This is a genomic window from Ensifer sp. 22460 (assembly GCF_052044935.1).
Taxonomy (GTDB): Bacteria; Pseudomonadota; Alphaproteobacteria; order Rhizobiales; family Rhizobiaceae; genus Ensifer.
This window is the reverse complement of sequence record NZ_JBQENZ010000023.1, coordinates 80,848-104,428: the sequence shown is the minus strand read 5'-3', so window position 1 is coordinate 104,428 and position 23,581 is coordinate 80,848. Positions and strand designations below refer to the sequence as shown.

27 protein-coding genes and 4 pseudogenes are annotated in these 23,581 nt (G+C 60.5%); 17 read left to right on the top strand and 14 right to left on the bottom strand.

From position 1 onward, the window contains the following. Positions 1-221 precede the first annotated feature (221 nt). From ACTJKM_RS25440 to ACTJKM_RS25430, 3 genes are read left to right on the top strand one after another with little or no spacing between them, the layout of a single operon-like run. The gene (locus ACTJKM_RS25440; RefSeq protein ID WP_058324701.1) at positions 222-473 is read left to right on the top strand and encodes a FitA-like ribbon-helix-helix domain-containing protein; all 252 of its coding nucleotides are present in this window, start codon (positions 222-224) and stop codon (positions 471-473) included. After that, positions 470-892 (top strand): type II toxin-antitoxin system VapC family toxin, encoded by a 423-nt coding sequence (locus tag ACTJKM_RS25435; protein ID WP_440637629.1) that lies wholly within the window; start codon positions 470-472, stop codon positions 890-892. The genes ACTJKM_RS25440 and ACTJKM_RS25435 overlap by 4 nt, the downstream gene beginning before the upstream one ends. 1 nt (position 893) lies before the next feature. Beyond that, on the top strand, positions 894-2,069 hold the full coding sequence (locus ACTJKM_RS25430) for a tyrosine-type recombinase/integrase (protein WP_440661201.1): 1,176 nt from the start codon (positions 894-896) through the stop codon (positions 2,067-2,069). 158 nt (positions 2,070-2,227) lie between these two features. On the opposite strand, the gene ACTJKM_RS25425 is transcribed toward ACTJKM_RS25430, so the two are convergent. The 4 genes from ACTJKM_RS25425 to ACTJKM_RS25410 all read right to left on the bottom strand — a co-directional run bounded on the left by ACTJKM_RS25425 (position 2,228) and on the right by ACTJKM_RS25410 (position 4,444). Further along, positions 2,228-2,797, bottom strand: coding sequence for a type II toxin-antitoxin system VapC family toxin (locus ACTJKM_RS25425; protein WP_058327911.1), 570 nt, complete (start codon positions 2,795-2,797; stop codon positions 2,228-2,230). Between the two features lies 1 nt (position 2,798). Beyond that, the gene (locus ACTJKM_RS25420) at positions 2,799-3,146 is read right to left on the bottom strand and encodes a hypothetical protein (RefSeq protein WP_245296150.1); all 348 of its coding nucleotides are present in this window, start codon (positions 3,144-3,146) and stop codon (positions 2,799-2,801) included. A gap of 289 nt (positions 3,147-3,435) precedes the next feature. Continuing rightward, positions 3,436-3,690, bottom strand: coding sequence for a helix-turn-helix domain-containing protein (locus ACTJKM_RS25415; protein ID WP_245296151.1), 255 nt, complete (start codon positions 3,688-3,690; stop codon positions 3,436-3,438). 220 nt (positions 3,691-3,910) lie between these two features. Beyond that, positions 3,911-4,444: an RBBP9/YdeN family alpha/beta hydrolase gene (locus ACTJKM_RS25410; protein WP_440661199.1), complete on the bottom strand. Its 534-nt coding sequence runs from the start codon at positions 4,442-4,444 to the stop codon at positions 3,911-3,913. Positions 4,445-4,548: 104 nt separating this feature from the next. Here ACTJKM_RS25410 and ACTJKM_RS25405 point away from each other — a divergent pair, with 104 nt between their 5' ends. Further along, the gene (locus ACTJKM_RS25405) at positions 4,549-5,025 is read left to right on the top strand and encodes an Lrp/AsnC family transcriptional regulator (protein WP_058327956.1); all 477 of its coding nucleotides are present in this window, start codon (positions 4,549-4,551) and stop codon (positions 5,023-5,025) included. A gap of 292 nt (positions 5,026-5,317) precedes the next feature. Here ACTJKM_RS25405 and serA read toward each other — a convergent pair whose 3' ends face one another. The 3 genes and pseudogenes from serA to repC all read right to left on the bottom strand — a co-directional run. After that, complete coding sequence (gene serA, locus ACTJKM_RS25400) at positions 5,318-6,556, bottom strand: phosphoglycerate dehydrogenase (protein ID WP_058327913.1); 1,239 nt, start codon at positions 6,554-6,556, stop codon at positions 5,318-5,320. 199 nt (positions 6,557-6,755) lie between these two features. Next, positions 6,756-7,052 carry a hypothetical protein gene (locus ACTJKM_RS25395; RefSeq protein ID WP_440637723.1) on the bottom strand — a complete coding sequence of 99 codons (297 nt, stop codon included), beginning with the start codon at positions 7,050-7,052 and terminating at the stop codon, positions 6,756-6,758. A gap of 115 nt (positions 7,053-7,167) precedes the next feature. Further along, positions 7,168-7,557: pseudogene (gene repC / locus ACTJKM_RS25390) on the bottom strand (plasmid replication protein RepC); the annotation flags it as partial. 168 nt (positions 7,558-7,725) lie between these two features. Between repC and ACTJKM_RS25385 the strand changes: the two are divergent. Together ACTJKM_RS25385 and ACTJKM_RS25380 are read left to right on the top strand one after the other, a co-directional pair. Next, the gene (locus ACTJKM_RS25385; protein WP_440661197.1) at positions 7,726-8,049 is read left to right on the top strand and encodes a hypothetical protein; all 324 of its coding nucleotides are present in this window, start codon (positions 7,726-7,728) and stop codon (positions 8,047-8,049) included. Beyond that, positions 7,980-8,354 (top strand): SHOCT domain-containing protein, encoded by a 375-nt coding sequence (locus ACTJKM_RS25380; RefSeq protein ID WP_245296153.1) that lies wholly within the window; start codon positions 7,980-7,982, stop codon positions 8,352-8,354. The genes ACTJKM_RS25385 and ACTJKM_RS25380 overlap by 70 nt, the downstream gene beginning before the upstream one ends. A 326-nt stretch (positions 8,355-8,680) precedes the next feature. Here the strand turns inward: ACTJKM_RS25380 and ACTJKM_RS25375 are convergent, their stop codons facing one another. Next, entirely contained in the window at positions 8,681-9,775 is a 1,095-nt protein-coding gene (locus ACTJKM_RS25375; RefSeq protein WP_082663574.1) for a septal ring lytic transglycosylase RlpA family protein, read from the bottom strand. Between the two features lie 475 nt (positions 9,776-10,250). Here ACTJKM_RS25375 and ACTJKM_RS25370 point away from each other — a divergent pair. The 4 genes and pseudogenes from ACTJKM_RS25370 (at position 10,251) to ACTJKM_RS25355 (ending at position 11,877) form a co-directional block, all read left to right on the top strand. Then, a pseudogene (locus ACTJKM_RS25370) lies at positions 10,251-10,603 on the top strand (ArsR/SmtB family transcription factor). Next, positions 10,587-11,087 carry an SRPBCC family protein gene (locus tag ACTJKM_RS25365; RefSeq protein ID WP_058327915.1) on the top strand — a complete coding sequence of 167 codons (501 nt, stop codon included), beginning with the start codon at positions 10,587-10,589 and terminating at the stop codon, positions 11,085-11,087. The pseudogene ACTJKM_RS25370 and the gene ACTJKM_RS25365 overlap by 17 nt, the downstream one beginning before the upstream one ends. A gap of 404 nt (positions 11,088-11,491) precedes the next feature. Then, positions 11,492-11,578: pseudogene (locus tag ACTJKM_RS25360) on the top strand (hypothetical protein); the annotation flags it as partial. 185 nt (positions 11,579-11,763) lie between these two features. Beyond that, positions 11,764-11,877 carry a DUF1016 domain-containing protein gene (locus ACTJKM_RS25355; protein ID WP_245296154.1) on the top strand — a complete coding sequence of 38 codons (114 nt, stop codon included), beginning with the start codon at positions 11,764-11,766 and terminating at the stop codon, positions 11,875-11,877. On the opposite strand, the pseudogene ACTJKM_RS25350 reads toward ACTJKM_RS25355, so the two are convergent. Then, positions 11,850-12,015: pseudogene (locus tag ACTJKM_RS25350) on the bottom strand (ISL3 family transposase); the annotation flags it as partial. The gene ACTJKM_RS25355 and the pseudogene ACTJKM_RS25350 overlap by 28 nt on opposite strands. Before the next feature lie 116 nt (positions 12,016-12,131). Between ACTJKM_RS25350 and ACTJKM_RS25345 the strand changes: the two are divergent. Further along, a complete protein-coding gene (locus tag ACTJKM_RS25345) occupies positions 12,132-12,299 on the top strand; it encodes a LysR family transcriptional regulator (protein WP_245296155.1) in 168 nt (55 codons plus the stop codon). 64 nt (positions 12,300-12,363) lie between these two features. On the opposite strand, the gene ACTJKM_RS25340 is transcribed toward ACTJKM_RS25345, so the two are convergent. The 3 genes from ACTJKM_RS25340 to ACTJKM_RS25330 form a co-directional block, all read right to left on the bottom strand. Continuing rightward, the gene (locus ACTJKM_RS25340) at positions 12,364-13,758 is read right to left on the bottom strand and encodes a sulfite oxidase (RefSeq protein ID WP_162764668.1); all 1,395 of its coding nucleotides are present in this window, start codon (positions 13,756-13,758) and stop codon (positions 12,364-12,366) included. A 268-nt stretch (positions 13,759-14,026) separates the two neighbouring features. Further along, a complete protein-coding gene (locus ACTJKM_RS25335; RefSeq protein WP_113512543.1) occupies positions 14,027-14,551 on the bottom strand; it encodes a GNAT family N-acetyltransferase in 525 nt (174 codons plus the stop codon). Positions 14,552-14,562: 11 nt separating this feature from the next. Further along, the gene (locus tag ACTJKM_RS25330) at positions 14,563-15,423 is read right to left on the bottom strand and encodes a LysR substrate-binding domain-containing protein (RefSeq protein WP_440637650.1); all 861 of its coding nucleotides are present in this window, start codon (positions 15,421-15,423) and stop codon (positions 14,563-14,565) included. A gap of 154 nt (positions 15,424-15,577) precedes the next feature. On the opposite strand from ACTJKM_RS25330, the gene argH reads away from it, so the two are divergent. The 6 genes from argH to ACTJKM_RS25300 all read left to right on the top strand — a co-directional run bounded on the left by argH (position 15,578) and on the right by ACTJKM_RS25300 (position 21,885). Then, entirely contained in the window at positions 15,578-17,032 is a 1,455-nt protein-coding gene (argH, locus tag ACTJKM_RS25325; RefSeq protein WP_058327918.1) for an argininosuccinate lyase, read from the top strand. Next, entirely contained in the window at positions 17,029-17,895 is an 867-nt protein-coding gene (locus tag ACTJKM_RS25320; RefSeq protein WP_058327919.1) for an amino acid ABC transporter permease, read from the top strand. Before argH ends, ACTJKM_RS25320 begins: the two co-directional genes overlap by 4 nt. Before the next feature lie 11 nt (positions 17,896-17,906). Beyond that, a complete protein-coding gene (locus ACTJKM_RS25315) occupies positions 17,907-18,677 on the top strand; it encodes an amino acid ABC transporter ATP-binding protein (protein WP_058327920.1) in 771 nt (256 codons plus the stop codon). A gap of 30 nt (positions 18,678-18,707) precedes the next feature. Beyond that, the gene (locus ACTJKM_RS25310; protein WP_058327921.1) at positions 18,708-19,532 is read left to right on the top strand and encodes an ABC transporter substrate-binding protein; all 825 of its coding nucleotides are present in this window, start codon (positions 18,708-18,710) and stop codon (positions 19,530-19,532) included. Between the two features lie 64 nt (positions 19,533-19,596). Next, positions 19,597-21,003 carry an MmgE/PrpD family protein gene (locus ACTJKM_RS25305; protein WP_440661195.1) on the top strand — a complete coding sequence of 469 codons (1,407 nt, stop codon included), beginning with the start codon at positions 19,597-19,599 and terminating at the stop codon, positions 21,001-21,003. Between the two features lie 12 nt (positions 21,004-21,015). Next, positions 21,016-21,885, top strand: a complete 870-nt coding sequence (locus ACTJKM_RS25300; protein ID WP_058327923.1) for a polysaccharide deacetylase family protein — start codon at positions 21,016-21,018, stop codon at positions 21,883-21,885. Between the two features lie 885 nt (positions 21,886-22,770). Here the strand turns inward: ACTJKM_RS25300 and ACTJKM_RS25295 are convergent. Then, positions 22,771-23,253, bottom strand: coding sequence for a DUF6910 family protein (locus tag ACTJKM_RS25295; RefSeq protein ID WP_440661194.1), 483 nt, complete (start codon positions 23,251-23,253; stop codon positions 22,771-22,773). Continuing rightward, positions 23,147-23,536, bottom strand: coding sequence for a DUF6929 family protein (locus tag ACTJKM_RS25290; RefSeq protein ID WP_440661240.1), 390 nt, complete (start codon positions 23,534-23,536; stop codon positions 23,147-23,149). The genes ACTJKM_RS25295 and ACTJKM_RS25290 overlap by 107 nt, the downstream gene beginning before the upstream one ends. Between the last annotated feature and the right edge of the window lie 45 nt (positions 23,537-23,581).

Sequence of the window (23,581 nt, the reverse complement as noted above, 5' to 3'; positions counted from 1 at the left end):
CGTCATCCGGACATCGATTTCATCACTATCGATAGTTTTCAGGTATCGGTAGTGATGGATCTAGCGTCGGAAATCAGGTAAATCTGTACCCAACCCTGTCGCGAGGGCCGGACAACGGCCATGTTTCGCTCGACGTTTTCCCTTTCCGGCTACTGTGGCTCCAATTGAAAGATTGCCGTCATTGCAGTATATGCAATCAATGATGACTGGAGGCGACCTGCATGGCTAGCATGACCATTCGCAACATCGATGATCGACTGAAACAGAGGCTGCGGGTCCGCGCGGCGACCCACGGCCGTTCGATGGAAGACGAGGCGCGCGACATTTTGAAAATGGTGTTGGCGCAGCAGGAGACAACGGCGGGAAACCTCGCTGGCGCAATCCGCGCGCGCCTGCAGCCGCTTGGCGGCGTCGAACTGGAAATTCCCGCGCGCGAACCGATCCGTGACGCTCCGGACTTCTCCGCAATATGATTGTTCTCGACACAAACATCATATCCGAACTGCTGTTGCCGGCTCCGAAGCCGGCGGTTGTCGATTGGCTTGCGGAACAACCTCCCGCCGCCATCTTCACAACCACGATCACCGAAGCCGAAATCCTATATGGTCTACGCCTGCTTCCCGATGGTCGCCGCCGGCGTGACCTTGAAGCGGCAATCTTGCCGATCTTTGCGCAAGACCTCGCCGGTCGCGTCCTGCCATTCGATCGGGAGGCCGCAGACGTTTATGGGACAATTGCAACGGAGCGGCGCAAGGCGGGTCGCCCGATCAGTCAGTTCGACGCACAGATCGCCTCCATCGCCCTTTCCCGTGGCGCCGCACTGGCAACTCGGAATGTTCCGGATTTCGAGGACGTCGGTTTGGTGATCATAAATCCGTGGCAGGACAGGTAAGGTGGTCGGACGCCGCAAATCTATCGACGTTACAGCCGACTCGATACTGCATCGAGCCGAGCAACTCGACGCGCTCGATGCCATCCTGCCTTTTGATCGGCGCGATCAACTCGCTGCCCTCCTCACTGACGACGACGTCGCCACGCTCAAGCATCTTGCCAGCGAAGGCATGGGCGACAACACCCTGCGGGCACTGGCCTCCGACCTCGGCTATCTGGAGGCCTGGTGCCAGCTCGCCACGGGCAGCCCCCTCGCCTGGCCGGCGCAAGAAAGCCTACTGCTGAAATTCGTCGCCCACCATCTCTGGGACCCGGCCAAGCGCGTGGAAGATCCAAGCCATGGCATGCCGGTGAAGGTGGAAACTGGCCTGCGTTCCCAACGTCTGTTGCGCGCCGACGGACCGCATGCCCCCGAGACCGTGCGGCGCCGGCTGACGAGTTGGTCGATCCTTACCCGCTGGCGCGGCCTCAGTGGATCATTCAACCGCCCTTCGCTCAAATCGGCCCTGCGTCTCGCCGTTCGTGCCAGCGCGCGTCCGCGGCAACGAAAGAGCAAAAAGGCGGTGACCGGCGATGTCCTGGCCAAGCTGCTGCGGGCCTGTGCCGGTGAACGCTTGGTCGACCTGCGCGATCGCGCGCTGCTTCTGGCCGCTTTTGCCTCCGGCGGCCGTCGCCGATCGGAAGTGGCAGCCTTGCGAGTCGAGGACCTGACCGATGAGGACACCGTGCAGGCGGATCCGGCGGATCCTAACTCCCCTCCCCTCCCCTGCCTGTCGATCCGACTCGGCCGCACCAAGACGACGACAAGTGACGACGACGAACATGTGCTGTTGATCGGCCGGCCGGTGGTGGCGTTGCGACGCTGGCTCGAGGTAGCCGATATCAAGGATGGCCCCGTATTTCGGCGCATCGATCAGTGGGGAAACATCAACCGGCGAGCCCTGACACCGCAATCCGTCAACCTCATCCTGAAGGGCCGTTGCAAACAGGCGGGGCTCGACCCGATTCTGTTTTCGGCGCATGGACTGCGGTCAGGCTATCTCACCGAGGCTGCCAACCGCGGCATTCCGCTGCCGGAAGCCATGCAGCAGTCATTGCACAAATCGGTGACCCAGGCGGCGCGCTACTATAACGATACGGAGCGAAATCAGGGCCGCGCGGCGCGGTTGGTCATTTGATGCCCCTTTGAGCAGGTGTTAATCCAGTGACCGCACAGGTTCGACCGAGGACGGCGTGCCCCACGGTCGCTCGATTTCTGCTGAACGATAACCTTGAGGTGGCCTCTTGGCCGGAAGGCCTGCCAGACTTGAGCAATTGAAGATCAGCAGCGCACTCTTCAAATAGTCGAGCGGTAGAACAGAACCCGGCCAGTCGGCATCAGTTGCAGTAGGTAATCGAAGTTGCTGACGTTGGCGGTAAGAACGGCAAGGCCCAGTTTTTGCGCCTGGAGAAACAAGACGCAGTCGTGAAGAGCTCGCAGCCGAGCGTCGCGGTGGTAGCCCTGCAGCCGACACAACATGCCGGACAGCAAAGCGGCCCGGCCCAGAACGTCCGCATCAGGCGTGAACACGCGATGGGCCGGCATCGCCTTAACCGTGGCTCTGATTTGTTGAATAGCTGTTTTCGTTCCTTTGTGCGCCGGGTCGAGCACGCCGACGGTATGCATCAACTCCTGGATGGCAATTGTAGAGTGATTGCTGTGGCGGATATCAAGCAAGTCCGCCACAAGCTCTGGGGCTCGCCCTTGCAAGCCATCGATGTAGACGCACGTATCGAGTAGCAGTTCGAGCCCGGCTTCAGCGGGCTCGTCGAGGAAGGGCAGTTCTTTGTCGCTGCGCCTTGAAAGGGTCCGCCCGGGATCGGGCCTTCCCCAGCGAACCGCGGCGTCGAAATCAAAATCCGACAAGTCAGAAGCCGAGTTTCAGGTCAGGGTCGACCGTCCCGCGAGTCTTGCGAAAAGCCGATCCAAAATCGTCGTCCAGTGCGACGGCGGCCAAAGCGAACTCGATCAAATCAGTATCGGTTTCGATGCCCGTGTGCTTTTTGGCTTGTTCGATAAGAGCGGGGCTGATCCTACCGCCGATCCTTTTACTCTTTTCGCCCAGCAGGCCGGAATGCTCAGCCGCTTTCATGACCGCATCAATCCGCGCCTTGCTGCTAGAAGTAAATTTGCCGACCTTCGCATTGCGCACGGCCTTTGCAAGCAACGGCTCTTTTGCTGCTGGCCGTTCTCCCATTCCACTGTGCTTTCCCATGACGACCTCGTGTCTGACAAAATGTAATTTCGTCCAACATAGTGCCGATCCTCTTCGATATCAAGTTAGAGCGGCGCAGCGGTGGTGTGACTTCTGCGACACCCGCACCACACACAAAGCCAGACCTGTTGGGGACCGCGGACGAATGATGAGCCAATGCGCCACAACGCCAGGCGGTCGGAACGACCTGGCGTACGAAACGGCAGGGCTATGGCGACGCCGCTCTTTGGCCCAGTCGGCCCGAAGCTGCGATTTTGGCCAACTCAAAGAACAGATCGCGAACTCGGGATCAAATAGAATCTGACGGCGCGCCTTGATCTTCCAAGGCGCGGCAGACAGTCATCCTGGAAATGTTCAGGTCGCGGGCAACGGCGGCTTTGGTCGCGCCAGCAGTGATCCGCCTGCGGATTTCGGCGTCATCGACATTCTTTTTCCTGCCCTTGTAGATGCCGTTAGCTTTCGCCGCGTCGATACCCGCTCGTTGCCTGTCTTTAATGAACTCGAGTTCCATGTCGGCTACCATGCCGAGGATGGTGATGACCATTCGACCCATGCTTCCGGCCGTCGTAACTTCTGTGCCGCATCCCATTTGCAACTACGAACATTACATCCGGCCCCGGCGAAAATGCCGAGGCTGCCGCTAGAACGATATACGCGCCTGTTAAAGTGGGATCGAGAAGCACTTATGAAAGACCTTTTTTGAGGTTGGCCATCATTCAGCTTGTCGCAAGATTTCTACAGTCGCGGACCAAATGCGCCGCAGACTACACACGGCTCACGAAGTCTCTCAGAAGCGTCAGACCTTCTGGCCAGCCGCCGAGTTCGCTTTGGCCGTTGATGTGGCCAGCTGCGCCGATGACTTTCAAATTGGAACCCCATTGTTCGGCTTGCGTCTGGACATAAGGCAGTGAACCATAGGGATCATCGGTACTTGCCACGATAAGAGAAGGAAATCGGAATTTCCTCTGCGGTGTATCTGCAAAGCTTACCGCTTGTGAGGGAAACGCCGGAGATTCCGGATCAGGCACGGCAACCAACATCGCCCCTCCGATTGGCAGATCAGAAACTTGATGCCAATGTGCGACGAGCAGACAGGCTAGGCTATGTGCCACCAGAATGGGTGGCGTTTGTGCGGCACATACGGCTTCCTCTAGCGCCGCGACCCAGTCGGAAAGATCAGGCTCGTCCCAACTCGTCGGGGTAAAACGACGTATGGCGGAATCGGCGTCCTCCCAAAGGGAGTGCCAATGGCGCTTGCCGGAATTCCCTATACCCGGCAGATGGATGATTTCAGTCATGCTTCGTCTCTTCGTTGCTCTCCTGCCGTTATGGCCATTTACGACAACAGGAGAAATACGTATTCATCGGAAAAGGCCCCCGAAAACCGATGGAATCAAGGTCGATGGTGAAATATTTTGATCCACGTACTGAACTCGATCCGACGGACATTTCCATGATCGAAACCTTGCAGGAAAACGGACGCATAAGTGTTTCCGAACTCGGAAGAAGGGTCGGGCTTTCTCAGCCGGCAGCGTCGGAACGTCTAAGGCGGCTTGAGGAACGTGGCATCATCAGCGGCTACCGAGCTGTCATCGATCCTGCCGCAATAGGGCTTGGAATGATGGCGATCATCCGCCTGCGCACTACGCATGAATACATCAAAACGTGCCTGAAGCAGTTTTCGGAGATGCCGCAGGTCATCGAGGTCCTGAGACTGACAGGAGAGGACTGCTTCCACCTGAAGGTGATCGTCCCCTCACCAGCCGAGCTGGAAAGCATCGTCGATGCCGTTGCCCGCTATGGTTCTGTCACCACAGCGGTCGTTCTGCGCAGCGAGCCCGCCAAGCGTATTGGACGTGAACTCATAACGAAGGGCTGAATTCGCGATAGTCCCAACAAATGTTGGAATTTCGCGCCTGAGTTTTCAACGCACATTTTCGCGCCGCTGCTCAGGCGGCGAATTTGCCGAAATCTTTCAGGCCGACTGGGCCTCTTTCCGCACCCCCTCGCCACGAGGCATCCGGCTCCTAATGGATCCGACGCCGCACTGCCGGGTGAACTGACCAAAATTTCTACCCAAACTTAGGTCAGTGCTTCGGCTGCGCAGCGTCGAGGATCGCGGTCAGCTCACCCATGACCGGCGTGCGTACAATGCGGCCAACGAGCAGCTGTCAGTAGACTAATCGCGTTCTTATCGTTCCAGGAATTTCGCGTAGGGCCTGAAGAATCTCGTCGGCACTTGCGGAAATTTCTTCGGCCTCGACCACCACATAGCCCGTGTCGCCATGCGTCTGAAGGAACTCAGCGACGATGTTCAGCCCGCGCAACGAGAAGATCTCGTTGAGCTGGATGAGCATGCCGGGGCGGTTTTCATGCACGTGAATGAAACGCGTGCCGTTCGGGCGCTCGGGCAGCTGTACCTGCGGAAAGTTGACGGCGCCCATGGTTGAGCCGATGTCGGAATACTCGACCAGCTTCCTCGAAACCTCCCCGCCGATGCGCTCTTGGGCTTCCTCCGTGGAGCCGCCGATATGCGGCGTCAGAATGACATTGCTCAAGCCTTGCAACGGCGTCTCAAAACGCTCGTTGTTCGATGCCGGCTCCTTGGGGAACACGTCCACGGCGGCACCCGCTAGATGCCCATCTTTCAGGACTTTCGCAAGCGCATCGAGATCGACCACCGTGCCGCGAGAATTGTTGATGAAGATGGCGCCCCTCTTCATGCGGCGCAATTCGGTTTCGGTGATCATGTTATGCGTCGAGGGTGTTTCGGGAACGTGCATTGTCACATAGTCAGAGATTTCGAGAAGGTCGCCGAGCGAAGCCATCGACTCCGAATTGCCCCGGCGCAGCCGATCGGAAAGATCGAAGTAGCGCACCACCATGCCCATGCTTTCGGCAAGCGCGCTGAGCTGCGATCCGATATTGCCGTAGCCGACAATGCCGAGCGTTTTGCCGCGGACCTCCCGGCTGCCGACAGCGGACTTCTCCCACCCACCTTGATGCGCGGAAGCCGAGCGCGGAAAGATCTGCCGTGTCAGCATGATAATCTCGCCGATCACAAGCTCGGCCACCGATCGCGTGTTTGAATAAGGTGCATTGAACACCGGAATGCCGCGCCGCCGCGCTGCATCCAGATCGACTTGGTTCGTACCGACGGAAAAACAGCCAACGGCGATCAATTTCTTGGCGGATTCCAAAACCTCGTCCGTCAGCTGCGTGCGCGAACGAATGCCGATGATATGAGCGTCGGCAATGTGGCTCTTAAGATCCTTGTCGTCGAGCGCCTTCGGCAAATGAATGAGGTTGGTGTAGCCAGACGACGAAAAGTAGTCCACCGCGGTCTGGCTAATGCCTTCCAGCAGAAGCACGGAAATTCGGTCGCGTGGGAGAGAAAGTTGGCGGGTCATAAATGTTGCTCCGATTTCCGAAAGGTCGATGTGGCTTCAGCGCCTATGAAGGTTTAAGCGGCTGGACAGGCCTTGATACCGCGAAGAGATCTCAGCGTACCGCGGTTTTCCATGCTTCCTACCCAAAGGTTGGCAAGAAAGGATGACCTAGGCTTCGCCGTCCCTCCGACGAGCCGCGCGGCTGATCATCTAATCGTGGCTACGTGCCGAAGAATGAATCGGCTCGCTTCTCAAACGACTGCCATTCTTCCGGTTCCGCCTCCGATCTATCATATCGGTCATCGGCCGATGCTGTCCTCCCCCAGGCTTCAGCGCGCTTCATCAACGACGCCATCTCTCCCTTCAAGCGATGGGAACGTTGCAAGTCAGCGGCGTGCTCGACGTTCTGGCGAGGATCGTAGAACACCCCGATCGCCTCGCCGGCTGCCTGTCGTGCCGCCTCTAAGTGTTTTTTCAAACCCTCCAGCTCGCTCTTCGCCGCAAAATACTGTCGCATCACCGTGATAAGTTCACGGTCACTGGCGCTGATATCCACGATCCCTCCTTCCGGAATTTCCTCGGGGCTCTGATCTGCAAAATCGGCATAGCTTAACAGTCGCTTCGCGACGGTACTATCCGGCTTTCCTACCCGCACCAGGGTTCGCCCGCATCTGCGCCATCAGCATCGGCCCGAGCGAAAACTCCCCTTGCTGCGCCTTCGCCGTCAGATCCCGGAGATAGCCGCCGGCGGAGTTGATGTGCCCTGCCCTTTCGAGGATGCAAGCGATCGTCGCCGCGGCATGCTCGGGCCTCATCACTTCGCAGGCATCTTGGTAGGCGCTGGGGCTCACCCCAAGCATTGAACGAACGACGACGGCCGCCGTCATTAGATCCCGCCAGCTGGTAACTACGCCGCCTGGCCCGTACATCCTGATTTCCGGGCAAGCCTGTAGCACCATTCCCAATGGGAACGCCTTTATCGGCTCGCGCTTCGGCTCCGTTTTTGTCTCAGGTTTCGCCCCTGACGCTCATCTAGAGCACCATTGGAGTTCATATTTTCGGAATTCATCTGCATTTCCAGCAGATTGAGGATTTCCGCCTGCAACATCTTGATTATCGCCGGGCAGGCGACACAGGCCCAGTTCAACCATCCCGATCTAGGTGGAATGGGGCAATGGTCGCAGGGCGGCATGATCATGGTCGGCGACATGTTCAACAATGCGCTGAAGGCGAACGTGGCCGGAGTTTGTTCCGAGCTTGCGGCCTTGGTGCGCGGCATGGATTTGCTGCGCCCGCAGACGTCGCACCAGTCCCAGGGCGGCGGCGTCAGCCTGTTCGTGCCGGGCGCGCTTTCGGCTGGGAACTGGTGGCCCGAGGATCTCGGGCATCCTGCCTCGACCGGGGCGCAGAATGACCTGCGTTATGCCTTTTTGGCGGCCGGGTTATGGTCTATGACACGAAGGACCATCGCATTGGCGGGTTCTCGCAACAGCAAAGCGACGACCAGTCGCTGAGCTTTACCTCTCAGTATGGGCTGGTGAAAATTTCGGAACTGGATGTGATACGGCAGGGCGGCAAGGAACCGGCAGACACACCGGCTACCGAAGCATCCGCCGCCAAGGCTGCGCCGTCAATATTCGCACCGTCCGCACCGGAATCCGCCGAGCCACAACAAGGGGCACATCCAGCGCCGGAGGCGGTTCGGTCAGATGGGGACATCTTCGACAAGATCGAGCGCCTCGCGGCACTTCATGCGAAAGGCATTCTCACGGATCAGGAATTCGAGGCCACGAAGTCGGAGTTGCTCAGCCGACTATAGCATCCGATGAACGGAGCTTGCCACGAAGGTCAATGGAAGGCTTTCCATCGAGCCGCGCCGGGCGATGACAACCGTCAATGAACTCCCACAACCGATTGAGCTCGCGCTCGCGCACCAAAACCCATCCCATCCTGCGTCTCCCGATCGCCTAACAAGCCGAGTGTGACAATCCGGATTCTACCCAAGGGGGACGTCGGAGGTTGAATGCCCGTGAATAGGTGTCTCGGCACGAACGTCAATCCTCGGCCCGATCGGACTTCTGAACCCTCATTTCGTTTACTAACGCCCAATGTGCCGGGCATGTTCGGTGATGAACCTTTGCGACGCTAGGTAAGACCTAATGTTGTGCCTCGCCAGCGGCAGCCGCCTTGGCAAGAGCGGCGTCGCCTTATGGAGATTACCCCGGTAAGACGCTTGATGCCGCTGCTGGCCGCCAGAGGGAGAACTCGAACTCCACACATGTCGCGCAGACCCTCATCGCCGTCCTCGTCCAAGCAATATTTGACACCAGGCGTCGTCAGGGAGGCTAATTCGTGAGTCTGTGGTGCGATCTTGGCGCTTCGTGACATCCATGGTGTGTATTCGGACAGCCAATCAGGCAACATCCAGAGTTGGTTGGATGTGTGTGACGCGACCGCAGAGTTGGTCCCAGTCTCGTAGGAGCCGCTCGGCTTTTTTCCGGCAAGGTTCGCCCGGGTCGGAGAGAATGACTGACTTCTGCTTCGCAACTGGTTGCCAATCGACTGATCCGAGGCCACCATCACGCCGGTTGCGATTTGAGGCTCCGGATTGACGGCTGGGAATCGATCACTCTTCTTGATGTAGGAGGCTAGGAGGTAGGGCATGTCGTCCCCACCCAAGCTGGCGCGCCCCACATACTGCACGCGAACGGATGCCGTGCCACGGTGCTTCAGGTCCAGCATGTCTGCTGCTTTGCTGGAAACGTCGATGATGCGACCCTTTCGGTAAGGACCGCGATCGTTGACGCGCAGGATGAGCGAAGAACCGTTTTCAAGATTGGTCACCCGCACATAGCTGGGCAAGGGAAGGGTCGGATGTGCGGCGGACAGGTGTTTCGGGTCATAATCTTCGCCGTTTGCGGTCCGCCTCCCCTGAAAAGCTGAGCCGTACCAGGAAGCTACCCCCTTCCTGTCGTAGTTCGGGTCCTCCTTCGGAAAATAGCTCTTGCCTTTCACTACATAGGGCTTGCCAACCACATAGCGGCCATCGCCCTTGGCGACATTCTTGCGGTGGGCGACCAACGGGTTAGCTTTCACTCCGTGTACCTTTTCGGAGATATATGCTCTGCTGCGGTTCGTGTTGGGCGCTTGCGTGGTCGTACAGGTAGCACAGCAGGCGCAGATCACCGTAATCGCCAACCATCGCACACCTTTCGCAGGCGTATTTACCTCAATGACCATCTGTCCAACGCTAGCGACGGACTTCCATGCAACTGCGGCAAGCCTCGACATAAGCGCTCATGTCGGCCAAGCGCCCGCCGTCTGTGCACTGGGTCCAGAAACAGACGGAACAGCAGCTGTAGCACTCGTCGATGCATCACTGCACTTGGGGTCTCGCCATTAATTCGCTCCATCCGTGAAGTGACTATAAAATCAGATCTGATGCCAAAAGGTTCCATGGGGACACACACACGACGTGGTTGGATCGCCCCGGCCTCGCTACGCTTGAGGCCTCTTTGGGGGGAGGAAACAGCTACCCACTTGTCTATGATCCAGTTGAAACCTGAATGCCCCACGATCGACAATTGCCTTGCCTTGCCTTGAAGGGGGTCGAACCAACGACCTGTTGTTCCAATTCCCCTATCGGGCGTCGCTTGAACTTGGCTTGTTGGAAGTGGGGGCTGTTAGCAGGCCGACTACGTTCGGGGAGCAGGCGCTGAAAGCTGACATTCCTCCCCTCGATCTCTCATTTGCGGCGCTGTCCGATGCGACCCGCCGCGGGATAATCGATCAGCTTGGGCGAGGGGACGCGTCGATCACCAGTCTCGTGGATAAGTTTCAGATGACACTGACCGGCATGAAGAAGCACATCCAGGTTCTCGAGCGGGCGGGACTCGTCGTCACGCAGAAGGTCGGACGGGTGAGAACCTGCAAGCTTGGGAAACGCGGCCTCAAGGCAGAGGCCGAGTGGATCGAAGCGCATCGCAAGCTCTTCGAGGCCGCTTCGAAGCATTGGACGAAATCATCAGCGAAATGAAAAAGGAGGGAAGCGATGAATCAGCAAGTTAACCCAGGTGGTGAGAAGAGCCGCATGTCAGTCGAGCGCAGAGGGGATCGCGAACTTGTCGTAACGCGGACATTCAATGCTCCGCCGAGCACGGTTTACAGGGCGTGGAGCCAGCCCGAGCTGTTCCAGCGCTGGTGGGTGCCAAGATCGGCATCCGGCTTGTCGCTCGTATCGTGCGATATGGACGTCCGTACCGGCGGCAAATATCGGCTGGAATTCGGCGTCGGCGGTTCGGACACCATGGCCTTCTACGGCAAGTATCTTGAGGTGGTGCCGAACGAGCGCATCGTCTGGACCAACGACGAGGGCGAAGCGGGCGCGGTCACGACCGTAACCTTCGAGGACCAGGGCGGGAAGACGCTGCTGACTTTCCACGAAATTTATCCGTCCAAGGAGGCGCTTGAGGAAGCACTACAGGGCTCGGCGGCCGCATTGCCGGAACAGCTGGAGCAGCTCGACGAATTGCTTTCCAGCAAAGGCGAGTAGCGTGGGTCGGGAAACTCGCTTCGGGGAACACATGCTCTTGGGAACTGACCCCACCGACCATTCCAGAATGAGCGCGACGGCGCAAAGCCGTCGTTGAGCGTGGACCGCAGTTGGCATGAGCACGATGTCGGACCAGCTTCTTCGCCTTCTACGGAACCGAACCGATGCCCCGCGCCTGCTGTCGTCACATGAAAAGTGGTGCGCCTCGCAATTGTGATCAGTAGAGCTTTGCGATCCCGGTCTGCTAAAGACTCACGCATGGCGCGTCAAACGTCGAGGGATGGGGCACGGGGTCATCGATTGGCTCGCCGTGGATCTTCGGCGCGATTTCCCTGAGATGACGGGACTTTCGCCACGAAACCTCAAATATATGCGCGCCTTTTCTGTTCCCTGACGAACAAATCGTGCAACAACTTGTTGCACGATTGCCTTGGGGTCATAACGTCAAGCTCGTCGAAGCCCTGAAAAGCGAGGAAGAGAGGCCATGGTATGCGCGCCGAGCCGTAGAACATGGGTGGAGCCGCAACGTTCTCGTGCATCAGATCGATGAGTGGTCTGTATTAGCGACAGGGAAAGGCGCTGGCCAACTTTGGTCGGACATTGCCGGCACCTCAGCCCGACTTGGCGCAGGAGTTGAGACCCCTGCAGCTTCGATTTTCTCGCTCTCGGCCCGGCGATGTCCGCGCGCGAACTCGAGCAAGGCCGGCTTGAGCACCTACGCTCTCTCATTTTGGAGCTCGGCAAAGGATTTGCTTTCGTCGGTAGCTTCACTGTGAAAGCCTTGCCCTGAACCGGCAGATCCTGAAGGCTGCGGGTGAGCCAACCATGCCGATTTCGGCTCCGCCGTCCGCAATCGGGAAAAACGCCAATAAGCTGGTCCTTCAGCGGAAACAACCCAGCTCTCATCATCGGTGAGCGCGACGCCCAGAACCTTGACCCCTGGGTCAGCACGCCCCCGATCGCCTGGCCGATGGGCGACTTCGCGGCCTGGCCGACGACGCTGACAGCTTTCTTGATGAAGTCGCCAGGGAATGCTCGAGTTCCATGCGTACCTCGACTGGAAACAACGCGGTCAGCCAACAGATTCAAGCGCTGGAATCCGAGGTGCGGGCCGAATTGTTCGACCGCTCCACGAGGCCAATTACGCTGAACAGCCAATCTCGCGCCGCTCGAAGGTGGCGGCGATGGCGCGCCCCGGGCGGTCATCGCTGAAATCAAAAGAGCCTTTGCACCGCACATGTAACGACTCTGGTTTGAAAACACCTGCTTTCCCGCTTCAGATTATCTGTGCTGTTACAGAGTGGATCGAGTTGTTGCCATAGCCCAGACGATTCCAATCCGCGTGCTCAGGTTGAGTCCGGCCCGCCGTGTCGGTGGCGCGTGCCCGCACGGTGAGTGGCCCCGTCTCCTCAAGTCGTGTGATCAACTCCCACCATTGCCAGGCAGCCCGTCGTCGTTCGCCAACGAGCCGTGCCTCGCACCAAGGTCCGTCGTTCAGGCTTACATCGACCCTGGATATGCTCCCGACGCCCGACCATGCGACACCCCGGATCGCGGTCTCGCCGCGCGGCAGGGTCTCCCCCTTATCAGGCGAAGATACCAGCGCTCGCACATTCATCAGCTTCACCGGCGCGCGCTCGTCATACCCGTTGCGCACCCAATGGTACCAGTACTTCTCCGCTTGATAGTACGCTTCGCAAGGCTTGTCGGTAACGACGATCTCGGTCAGCCACTTGACGGACGCCACCGCATACCAACCGGGCACGATCAGCCGCAATGGATAGCCATGAGGTGGTGACAGTGGCTCGCCGTTCATCTCGTAGGCAAGAAGCGCATCCGTTTCACCGATCTGGCCCAAGCTTAAGCCACGTTCGAAACGAACCGGCGCGCCGTGCCCGTCGACGACCCCGCTGTCGGCACCGCGGAAGGTGAGTTCCGTCGCCCCGGGTCGCAGGCCCGCGCGCTCAAGCACTTCCATCAGGCGAACCCCGGTCCACTCGGCGGTGCTGACGGCGCCCAGACCCCAGGCTTCGCCGGGTACGGCCGGATCGAATAGGCTGCGGCCGTTGCCGGCGCATTCCAGTGTCACCACGAGGCTCTCCGCATGAAGGTTGTGAAGCTCCCTCATGCTCAGTTTCAGTGGCCGTTCGACCAGCCCGCCGATCGACAGCCGGTAGTTATCACCGCCAAGGTTGGGAATATCGAAGTGGTTACGCAAGTAGAAGCGACCGTTCGGCATCACGGCACCGCCTGCAAGGTCCGGCACCGAGGTCTCGCCATTCAACGGATTAACGCTGTGAATGAGAAGGCCAGCCTCGATGGCATCCTGGCACGCATCTGCGGGGTTGACCACCTCTGCAGACACGTCCACCGGGCGCCCATCACAGCCGCCGCTCGAAACCATCGCAGCGCAGGTCATCGCTGCCGTCACTTCGACCTCGCCGGCTTGACGGAGAGGCGTCAAAAAAGCCTGAAGCACTGTCTCATCCGCTGCCTCGGCAATGAGGAACAGTGAATGTGAGCCCTGCGCAACAGCTTCCCCCTTGATCAGCACACCGTGGCGGGCAGCGCTCGGCCGGCTCAAATGACTCAACAGCATCGCGCCCTTGGCCGGATCGCGTGCGGGACAGGTTTCGGGTGAGTGCCGATGGCGCACAATGAACAGAGGCATCGAAAACTCCCTGCTGGGGCTTCGTCGAACTGGCTGGTCGGTCTGATACGATCAGTGGTGGTCCTTCGGTCTCTTCGGCACCTGCATGATCAGATAGAACCGCACCGCCTCCCGGCCAGGATTAGACGCCGGATTTTTGGATGAACATGCCTTGTCAGCCGCGCTAGGAATAGGTTGGCGGATGTTGTGAGGCTGAAGGTCCGCTTTGGACCGGAATCCGAGACACATCCCCCGCCTTTGGAAGCGAGCTGTTGACTGCCAGAGACGTTCAGAGCACCAAACTGTCAGCCCACACAAAGACGATATTTCGCGAGCGCCAGATCGGCCCGGCATCCATGTATTCCCCGGCCCGCTTGCCGCCGAGCGCGTGGTAGAAAGCGATCGCAGGTTCGTTGCCGTCGACCACGCCCAGCCCAACTCCGGGAAATCCTCTCTCCCGCAAATGCAAAGCAAGCCTGGAGAACAATAGGCGGCCGATGCCTTGGCGTTTGACATCCGGATCGACGTAGAGGTTTTTGATCTCGCCGAGATCGCCAAAGATCCCGGCTGAGGGCGCGCCGGCGGCGCCGATCGCGACCGGCCTTCCCTCCAATTCGGCCAGAAGCACGATCTGGTCGGGATCGTTCGCTGTGAGCCTTTCGCGCCAGGTGCTGCGGCGACGGGTTTCATCGAGCGCGGTGCAAATCTCGGGTGGAGCAAGGTCGCGATAGGTTTGTCGCCAGACCCGCACGTGGAAATCCGCGATTGCATCCGCGTCGGCCGGGGCTGCTTGCCGTATCGTCACCTTTTCCATCGCCCGCTCCCCTATTCCACCTGCGTCATTAGCCAACGTTGGAACGCCTTGAGCGCCGATGAAGGCTTGCGGTCCGTTGGGGTGGTGAACCAGTAGGCGACCTTGGATGCGTAGCCAATCCCCCCGGGATTGACGAGGCTTCCGGCCCTCAGTTCCTCCTCGACCAGCTGTGGTGGAACGAGGGCCATGCCCTGCCCGGAGATCGCGGCGCGAAGGACCAGAGTATAATAGTCGAAGCGCATGACGCCCTGTGGCTCGAGGTCCGGTCTCCCATGCTCCCCCACCATGTCGATCCAGCGCAGCGGAGTTCCCGGATGCTCGATGATGACGCCGCGCGCCGCATCCTCCAGGGTCTCACAAATGCCGAGCCGCGCGAGATAAGCGGGTGCGCAAACGAGCCGGACATCCTCGCCGAAGAGGTAGACCGAGTGTTCGTTCGCGAATGGCCCACGGCCGAAGCGGAACACTGCGTCCGGCTGAGCCGCCGGGTTGTCAGTCGCGAAGGTGGTGTACTGGACGTCGATATCCGGGTGTTTCTGATTGAAGTCGGAAAAGCGCGGCAGGAGCCAGCGGTCGCCGAGGATGGGCAACACCTTCAGCCGAAGCGTATGGGAATCGGGCTGCAGGCTTGCCGCGCGGAAAGCGGCCTCCTCCATCGCCTTGATCGCCACCTGCGCTTGTTCCAAATAGATGTGGCCGAGGTCTGTCGGCACCATGCCCGACGGCTTTCGCGTGAACATCTGCGCGCCGAGAAGGTTTTCGAGGGTCAGCAACTGCTTGCTGACGGCGCTTTGCGACAGGTTGATGCTTTCCGCAGCCGCCGTCGTCGAGCCTCGCTCCGCAATCGCCAGCATCACGCGAAGGGCAGTCATGGAAGGCAGTGGTATGGAGGTATGAACCAAGGGCATTCTCTGGCAATGGGCTAGTCGGTTTCGTCATAACGGTATCGCTTTTTCGCGTTTGTGCAAGCGTTCCCTAAAAGGCAACCTCATCTCGGGAACATAATTACCGAAATGGGAGACTGTCATGACAGAACAAGCGACATCGCTTTGGGGAGGCCGATTTTCAAGCGGTCCCTCTCCGGAACTCGCGGCGCTCTCGCGAAGCAGTCCAAGCTTTTTCCGCCTGTCCCCCGAAGACATCGCTGGGTCTCGCGCCCATGCGCGCGAACTTGCGCGCGCTGGCGTACTGAGCGAGGACGAACTGCCGCGGATGCTACAAACGCTCGATACGATCGCGGCCGATGTCGCGGCCGGCCGCGAAAAGCCGAAAGCCTCGGATGAGGATCTTCACACCTTCCACGAGCGCCTGCTGATCGAGCGGCTGGGTGCCCTCGGCGGCAAGCTGCGTGCCGGCCGCTCGCGCAACGACCAGACCGCCAACAACACCCGCCTCTACCTTCGCCGCACGGCGAGGCGACTGGTGAAGCTGGTCCTTGCGGTGCAGGACGCACTCGCCACCCAGGCGAATGAGCATATCGAGACGGTCATGCCGGGCTTCACCCACCTTCAGCCCGCTCAGCCGATATCGCTCGGCCATCACCTGATGGCGCACGCACAGTCGCTCAGCCGCGACGTCGAGCGCTTCATCGACTGGGACCGCCGCTTCGACCGCTCGCCGCTCGGCGCCGCCGCGCTGGCCGGCTCGGCTTTCGCCCGCGACACCGAAAGCTCTTCGCGTGATCTCGGCTACGCCCGTCCCTGCGAGAATTCAATTGATGCCGTCGCGAGCCGTGACGTGGTCTCGGAATTCCTGTTCGTGACCGCGATGCTGGGCGTGAACCTCTCGCGTCTGTCGGAGGAGATTTGCATCTGGGCGTCGCGCCAGTTCGCCTGGGTGAAGCTGCACGATTCCTACTCGACCGGCTCGTCGATCATGCCGCAGAAGAAGAATCCCGACATCGCCGAACTGACGCGTGGCATGTCGGGCACCATGATTGGTAATCTTGCGGGCATGCTCGCCACTCTTAAGGCGATGCCGCTCGCCTACAACCGCGATCTCGCCGAGGACAAGCGCGCGCTTTTTGAGACGATCGATCTTCTCGACCTGATCCTGCCTGCCTTCGCCGGCATGGTCGCGACGTTGTCCTTCGACACCAAACGCATGGCCGCCGACGCACCACGCGGCTTCACGTTGGCAACCGAGGTGGCGGACTGGCTGGTGCGGCAGGGCATTCCTTTCTCGCACGCGCATGAGATCTCAGGCGCCACCGTACGTTACTGCGAAGAGCGCGGCATGGACCTTGACGGGCTGACCGAGACCGACCTGCCGAACATCGATGATGCATTGACCCCGGATGTGCTTAAGGTGATCGACCCAGCCCGGGCGCTCGCGGAACGTTTCGGCCAGGGGGGAACCGCTCCCGCCCGCGTGCGCGAGCAGATCGCGGCCTTTGCCGACACCTGCAAAGAGCAGCGTGCCTGGGCCGAACTGGATCTCTCGGGTGTTGCCCTTGTCCCCTTAACGGGAGAGGAAGCATGACCGACACGCCCCTTCCGCAATCCAGCCGCGATGCCCATGACATCGCCCATCTTGAACTCGTCCCGCGCAGGCATGTGGGGCGCAAGGTCTTCGCCGCCATCGTGCTGCTGCTGGTGGCGCTCCTGATCCGCGCCTTCGTCGTCGGCCAGATCGAATGGCCGGTCGTCGGCCAATTCCTGTTCGCCCCCGTGATCATCCAGGGCATCTGGAACACGCTGCTGATGACGGTCGCGGCGATGTCGCTCGGCATCGCACTCGGCGTCCTCATCGCGATCATGCGCATTTCCGGCAATCCGGTGCTCGAATACATCGCGCTCGTCTATGTCTGGATCTTCCGTGGCGCGCCGGCGCTACTGCAACTGCTGCTCTGGTTCAACCTCGCGCTGATCTTCCCGACGATGGGCATTCCCGGCCTGTTCGAATTCAACACCGTCGAGGTGATGACGCCCTTCGTCGCCGCCATGCTCGGCCTGGGCATCCAGCAGGGCGCCTATACCTCGGAAGTCGTGCGAAGCGGCCTCCTGTCCGTGGACGCCGGCCAGTACGAAGCCGCTCGGACGATCGGCATGACGGGAATGCAGACGCTGCGCCGCATCGTGTTGCCGCAAGCCATGCGCGTCATGGTTCCGCCTGTTGGGAACGAGGTGATCAGCATGGTCAAGCTCACCTCGCTCGCCTCGGTGATCCAGTATTCGGAGATCCTGCACAATGCGCAGGTGATCTACTACGCCAATACCCGCGTGCTGGAGCTGCTGATGGTCGCAAGCTTCTGGTATCTCGCGATCGTCACCGTCCTCTCCCTGATCCAATCCCGGATCGAACGCTACTACGCCCGCGGCACCCGCGGGCGCACGACGATCTGAAGGGGGAGCACATGACAAGCGAAATCCTGGTCAAGGCCGTTGACGTCTGCAAGAGCTTCGGCACATTCAAGGCGCTCAATGAGGTGGGTCTGGAAGTGCGTAAGGGGGAGGTGAGCTGCATCATCGGCCCCTCGGGCTCTGGCAAGAGCACGTTCCTGCGCTGCATCAACCTTCTGGAACGCATCGACTCCGGCGCGATCTGGGCCAATGGCGAACTGATCGGCTACCGCCGCGACGGCAACAGGCTCTATGAGCTGAGCGACGTGGAAATCGCCCGCCAGCGCCGGGGCATCGGCATGGTCTTCCAGCGCTTCAACTTGTTCCCGCACAAGACTTCGTTGGAAAACGTGATCGAAGGGCCGGTACAGGTTTTGGGCGAAAGCCCGAAGGCCGCCCGCGAACACGCGATGGAACTCCTGAAACGCGTCGGCCTTGCCGACAAGGCCGGCAACTATCCCTCGGAGCTTTCTGGCGGCCAGCAGCAGCGCGTCGCCATCGCCCGAGCGATGGGCATGCGTCCCTCGCTCATCCTGTTCGACGAGCCGACCTCCGCACTCGACCCCGAACTGGTGGCCGAGGTGCTCGATGTGATGAACGATCTCGCCGCCTCCGGCATGACGATGATCGTCGTCACCCACGAAATGGGCTTTGCCCGCAACGTCAGCAACACCGTCGCCTTCATGGACGGCGGGCGGCTGATTGAGCACGGCCCTTCGGCGCGGGTCCTGACCCAACCCGACAACCCCCGCACCGCCGATTTTCTCAAGGCTGTGCAACGATAACCGTAAAAAACCGACAGGATGGGAACTACGATGAAAAAAGCAACTCTGGCCGCTTCGGCGTGCCTGCTCGCCTTTACCGCCCACGCACAGGATCTGCCGGAGAAATACAAATCCGCGGGCAAGCTTGTAGTGGCCAACACGCCGAATTATCCGCCGATGGAATATCGCGACCCGGCGACGAACGAACTGATGGGCGTCGACATCGAGCTTGGCAAGGCGCTGGCCAAGCAGCTCGGCACCGAGATCGAATGGTCCGAGATCGGTTTCGAGCAAATGGTGTCTTCGCTGAACACCGGCCGCGCCGACCTTGTTTTGAGCGGCATGAGCGACCTGCCCAAACGGCGCGAGACCATGGACTTCGTCGACTATATGAGCTCCGGCGCGCAGTTTTATACCTCGGCCAAACGCAAAGAATTCAAAGAACTCACCGACTTCTGTGGCAAGACAGTGGGCATGAGCCGTCGCACCTCCTTCCCGGATGAGGCCAAGAAGTGGAGCGCCGCCAATTGCGAAGCCAACGGCAAGCCGGCGCTTGTTATCGTTGGTACGGAAGGCTCGGCCGACGCCCGCGCCCAGTTGAAGCAGGGCCGCCTTGACGGCGCGGTCCAGGGCTCGGAAACCCTGCCCTACCTGTTGCAGCTTGAAAAGGACACCTACACCATCGTCGGCGAGCCCTTTACGGAAGTCTACCAGGGCATCGGCTTCTCCAAGCAGACGCCCGAGCTGCGTGACGCGATTGCCGGCGCCCTGAAAGCCCTCATGGCCTCCGGCGAATACAAGGCGATCTTCGAAAAATATGGTCTCGCCGCCAGCACGCTCGACGGCGTGATGATCAACGGCGAAGCCGCAAAATAATCACGGGACGGCCCGGCGGGTCTGCCGGGCCGCTCCCCTCGCCTGCCCGAACGAGGATACCATGATGCCCGATGTAGCCCGAAGCGGCGTGCAAGCGTTGACACATGTCGAGGCGCTTTCCGATTTCTGCGCCCGACTTGCACCTGCCGATCTACCGGCCCGGATCGCCGCCCGTACCAAATCCCATTTTCTGGATACGCTCGGCGCAGCACTCGCTGGCACTCGCTCCATCGAATTCCGCAAGGTACGTGCGCTCGTCGCACCAGGGGGAACAACACCGCTTCTGGCCTCGCCACAGCGAACCGGGCCGCGCGACGCGGCCCTCGCCAACGGGGTGGCCACCCATGTCTTTGAACTCGACGATTCCGGCGGCTGCGATCATACAGGCGCCGTCGTTCTGCCCGCGCTACTGGCAGCTCTTCCGTCCTGCGAGGCCCCGATTTCCGGCGGCGATCTCATTTGCGCGCTGACGGCGGGTTACGAGGTCGGCCGCCGGGTGCTGGATGCATCCGGCGGCTACGGCGTGCACAATGGTGCCGGTTGGCACTCCACCGGCACCTGTGGCACGCTCGCGGCCGCGGCAGCGGTCGCCCGGCTGCGCGGCTATGACAGCGCCGTCTTTCGCCACGCCCTGACGCTGGCCACCAGCTTTTCCTCTGGCCTGTGGGCCTTCAATCATGATGGCAGCCAAGCGAAGAAGGTCCACGCGGGCCGGGCGGCTGAAGGCGGACTTCTCGCCGCCGATCTCGCCGGCGCCGGCTTTTCCGGTCCCTCGCAGGTGTTCGACGATGTCTGGGGCGGTTACTTCCGCACCTATGTCCGGGATGTCGGGCATGCCGCCGAACTCTCCGCCGGGCTGGGCACGAACTGGAAGATTGAACGGGCCTCGCTCAAGCCCTACGCTGCTTGCCGCGGCGCGCATTCCGCCATCGACGCTGTCGGCGACATCCTTGCCGAGACCGGCCGCACTGCCGCGGATATCGCGCGGGTTGACGTCCGCCTCAGCTCCTTCCTGATGGACATGTGCGGCCGGGCGCGGCTGGAAACACTAGCGGGCGCACAAATGAGCCTCGGCTATGCGCTGGCGGCGCTCCTGGTCTTCGGCCGCGTCGACCTCGAACAGTATTCCGCCGCCGCCCGCGGCGATTCGCGCATCGCCGATGTTCTCGGCCGCTTCCGCTTTCATCCCGATGCGCAGATGCCGCAGATGGCCGAGCCGGAGGTGACCGTCATCTTCGCTGATGGCGAAAGCAGGACGGCGATGGTGCCCCGCGCCACCGGCTCCAGCGAGCGGCCGATGAGGGACACCGCCATCCGTGCCAAATTCGACAGCCTCGCGTCGATGGCATTGCCTGCGGCTCGTATCGCGGAACTCGCCGATTTCGTGGGCGTGCTGGAGGAACGCGCGGACTGCCGGGGCCTTTCTGACCTGCTGGTCGCGGACGAACCCGAAGCGCCGGTCTTCATTTGAGAAGGAAGTTTCATGACCTACGATCTCAGCCCTCGCCCACTCAACCCGGCGTCACCAGCCCCGGTTTTTGACTGGCCCTACGGCAAGAAGAGCGCCCTCTTTATCGGTTTCGATGTCGATGCCGAGACTGCCTGGATCGGCAACAACCACGCCAATGTCGACCGGATGGTGACGACCTCACTCGGCGGCTACGACGCCCGGGTCGGAATCACAAAGATCCTCGAACTGCTGGATACGCTGCACCTCAAGGCGACCTTCTTTATTCCCGGCTGGACGGTCGAGGCCCATACAGCCGCGTGTGAACCGATTGTCGCTGCCGGACACGAGATCGCCCATCACGGCTACCTGCACAAATGCCCGGATCGCAACAAGCTGGACGAAGCAAAGGAGGAGATCGACCGCGGCCTCGAAGCGCTGAAATCCCGGCTCGGCATCACACCCGTCGGCTATCGTGCGCCATCCGGCGAGAATTTTCCCGAGCTTCTCGCCTATCTTTGCGAACGGGGCCTGCGCTATTCCTCATCGTTCCGCGACGATATCCGCCCCTATCGTCACCGTCTGGCGGACGGCCGCCCGGGCCCGGTGGAAATTCCGGTCAACTACGCCTTCGACGACTGGAATTTCGGCATCACCGGTCGGCTGGATGCGCGCCCGCTCTTCGGGCGGGACGCTATCCTACCCATCTGGCGCGAGGAGTTTGTCGGAACCCACGAGTGGGGCGGCGTGAGCACGCTTGTCCTGCATCCGCAGGTTTCCGGCCGGCCGATGCGGTGGCGGATACTGCGGGATTTCCTCAGCGAGATCGCCGCGCGTGACGACGTCTGGATCGCCACCGGCGCGGAAATCCTCGCGCACTACGAAGCCGAAACCGAAGCAGCATAGGGTCTCACCGGTCGCCCGCCAAACCGCGCGAATGGACTTCAGCCGTCTCCACAGCAGAGGCGACCCTTACAATATCGCCATCGTGGTTCCCGGCGATACATTATGCGATCTTCTTTAACGGGCGTTGCGTCAATCCCTTGTGCGCTCAATCCCTCGCCGAGTGCTTACTTCTGTCCGCAGTCGGAGCTTTGCCGCGGCTGTCCGGCAGCGATGCCCCTTCACCAAAGCCGCCAGACCACTCAAGCGCTGCAGCAGTTGTGCGGTACGGGCTGGCACCTGCTGGCGCAGCTGCGACCGGGTAAATGCGCCGGTGCTGGCGAGAGCCGAGGCGCGGCCAACCGTCTGCCTCCCAAAAGCGCAGTCTCGGCTGGGAGACCGACGGCGATACCTGCTTACCAGGGCCGCTAGCCTTGCCGTTCCCCCATGCTTCCCGCAATCATAATAACGCAGACGCTCGTCGAGCTCGTTAGCGAACTGATCCACGTACGTGTCTCGCCAAAGCTTGGCCGTTCAGCGCTGATGGCCGCCTGAAACCGGGGCTAAATCCCGCGGCCGAGACCCATTGCATCGATACGCCCGGGAACAGTGCGTCATTTGTTGCTCTGATTGATCGCACGGCAAATGACGCACGAAGTTAGCCGCGAGCGCAGCGAGAAGCTCGCCGTCTCGGATCGTGCACTCAAGAATTTCGTAGACCGGACCTTCGGGCGGCCCCGCTCGAGGTAACAGACGCCACGAGGTCGGATCCGCGGATGCCCTACGGGACGATCCGCGCAGAAAACAGCCCCGCGGGGATATCGGGATTGTCGGCATCAGTCACCAACAGCAACTCCACGGTCTCGCCTTCTCGGCATGCGTGAATGCCCTCGATCTTGTGCGGGTATTCTAGATGGTCAAACGAAACGAGATTGCCAGGTCGTCGATAATTCCAATGCCTGCACCGAGACATGGACCGTCGAGGTACGCATCGTCTGTATTCTCCGCGACGGCGCTGAAAATCATATCTCCATTGGGCAGCGCCGCGGCATCGGTGAAGCCGAACGGAGTTCCTCGGATGGCGCCGAGATCGAAACGTTCGATCCCGACGGGTGTCAACCCCTCACCTCGTCCCTTCTCAAGCGCGTCCAGGACCGGAGGCAGCGGGTAGCGAACGATGGCATTGTCGTTGTGCCGTTTATTACCCCGCTGAAACAATCGCAGCTCCCGTCCAACCGCGACTGCGCCTTCGATATTGAGCTGACCAAACTCTGCCGCGATCGGATCAAGAATAAACGACAGATCGACGCTTTTCGGAGGAGTGGCTATGCCGCCGCGAGCGCAGATCCAGCAAGACACCTCGCTTGCGGTTCGGCCGAGATCCTGAGCCAATTGCAAAGAGAGCTCCAAACGAAAACCCGCGGGACGGAGGAACGTGGATCAGTGCCTCCAGGTCCGGCTTCATTGCCTTTCGATCGACAGTCGCATCGGGCAAATCGCCGTCAAACAACCGGATCAAGTGACCCGGTCCTGATCCGCGAGCAGGAAACACACCGAGGTGCAGATCATCATCCGCGATCACGTATAGCGCCGCATCAACGCATTCGAGCCCGCTTGCGGCGCTTAAGTGTGAGCAGCGCGAACGGGTGCTCGCATCTATGTTGAGGTCGCGCATCTTCTCGAGCTTGATCATGTGCGATTGCTCCACCCTGTCAGCTAG

What these genes read in the sequence shown, in the direction of transcription:
- ACTJKM_RS25440 (WP_058324701.1), top strand. Translation starts at nt 222, where the DNA reads ATGGCTAGCATGACCATTCGCAACATCGATGATCGACTGAAACAGAGG.
- ACTJKM_RS25435 (WP_440637629.1), top strand. Translation starts at nt 470, where the DNA reads ATGATTGTTCTCGACACAAACATCATATCCGAACTGCTGTTGCCGGCT.
- ACTJKM_RS25420 (WP_245296150.1), bottom strand. Translation starts at nt 3,146, where the DNA reads ATGGGAAAGCACAGTGGAATGGGAGAACGGCCAGCAGCAAAAGAGCCG.
- ACTJKM_RS25415 (WP_245296151.1), bottom strand. Translation starts at nt 3,690, where the DNA reads ATGGTCATCACCATCCTCGGCATGGTAGCCGACATGGAACTCGAGTTC.
- ACTJKM_RS25410 (WP_440661199.1), bottom strand. Translation starts at nt 4,444, where the DNA reads ATGACTGAAATCATCCATCTGCCGGGTATAGGGAATTCCGGCAAGCGC.
- ACTJKM_RS25405 (WP_058327956.1), top strand. Translation starts at nt 4,549, where the DNA reads ATGGTGAAATATTTTGATCCACGTACTGAACTCGATCCGACGGACATT.
- serA (WP_058327913.1), bottom strand. Translation starts at nt 6,556, where the DNA reads ATGACCCGCCAACTTTCTCTCCCACGCGACCGAATTTCCGTGCTTCTG.
- ACTJKM_RS25395 (WP_440637723.1), bottom strand. Translation starts at nt 7,052, where the DNA reads ATGCGACAGTATTTTGCGGCGAAGAGCGAGCTGGAGGGTTTGAAAAAA.
- ACTJKM_RS25385 (WP_440661197.1), top strand. Translation starts at nt 7,726, where the DNA reads ATGATCATGGTCGGCGACATGTTCAACAATGCGCTGAAGGCGAACGTG.
- ACTJKM_RS25380 (WP_245296153.1), top strand. Translation starts at nt 7,980, where the DNA reads ATGGTCTATGACACGAAGGACCATCGCATTGGCGGGTTCTCGCAACAG.
- ACTJKM_RS25375 (WP_082663574.1), bottom strand. Translation starts at nt 9,775, where the DNA reads ATGGTCATTGAGGTAAATACGCCTGCGAAAGGTGTGCGATGGTTGGCG.
- ACTJKM_RS25365 (WP_058327915.1), top strand. Translation starts at nt 10,587, where the DNA reads ATGAATCAGCAAGTTAACCCAGGTGGTGAGAAGAGCCGCATGTCAGTC.
- ACTJKM_RS25355 (WP_245296154.1), top strand. Translation starts at nt 11,764, where the DNA reads ATGTCCGCGCGCGAACTCGAGCAAGGCCGGCTTGAGCACCTACGCTCT.
- ACTJKM_RS25345 (WP_245296155.1), top strand. Translation starts at nt 12,132, where the DNA reads ATGCGTACCTCGACTGGAAACAACGCGGTCAGCCAACAGATTCAAGCG.
- ACTJKM_RS25340 (WP_162764668.1), bottom strand. Translation starts at nt 13,758, where the DNA reads ATGCCTCTGTTCATTGTGCGCCATCGGCACTCACCCGAAACCTGTCCC.
- ACTJKM_RS25335 (WP_113512543.1), bottom strand. Translation starts at nt 14,551, where the DNA reads ATGGAAAAGGTGACGATACGGCAAGCAGCCCCGGCCGACGCGGATGCA.
- ACTJKM_RS25330 (WP_440637650.1), bottom strand. Translation starts at nt 15,423, where the DNA reads ATGACTGCCCTTCGCGTGATGCTGGCGATTGCGGAGCGAGGCTCGACG.
- argH (WP_058327918.1), top strand. Translation starts at nt 15,578, where the DNA reads ATGACAGAACAAGCGACATCGCTTTGGGGAGGCCGATTTTCAAGCGGT.
- ACTJKM_RS25320 (WP_058327919.1), top strand. Translation starts at nt 17,029, where the DNA reads ATGACCGACACGCCCCTTCCGCAATCCAGCCGCGATGCCCATGACATC.
- ACTJKM_RS25315 (WP_058327920.1), top strand. Translation starts at nt 17,907, where the DNA reads ATGACAAGCGAAATCCTGGTCAAGGCCGTTGACGTCTGCAAGAGCTTC.
- ACTJKM_RS25310 (WP_058327921.1), top strand. Translation starts at nt 18,708, where the DNA reads ATGAAAAAAGCAACTCTGGCCGCTTCGGCGTGCCTGCTCGCCTTTACC.
- ACTJKM_RS25305 (WP_440661195.1), top strand. Translation starts at nt 19,597, where the DNA reads ATGCCCGATGTAGCCCGAAGCGGCGTGCAAGCGTTGACACATGTCGAG.
- ACTJKM_RS25300 (WP_058327923.1), top strand. Translation starts at nt 21,016, where the DNA reads ATGACCTACGATCTCAGCCCTCGCCCACTCAACCCGGCGTCACCAGCC.
- ACTJKM_RS25290 (WP_440661240.1), bottom strand. Translation starts at nt 23,536, where the DNA reads ATGCGCGACCTCAACATAGATGCGAGCACCCGTTCGCGCTGCTCACAC.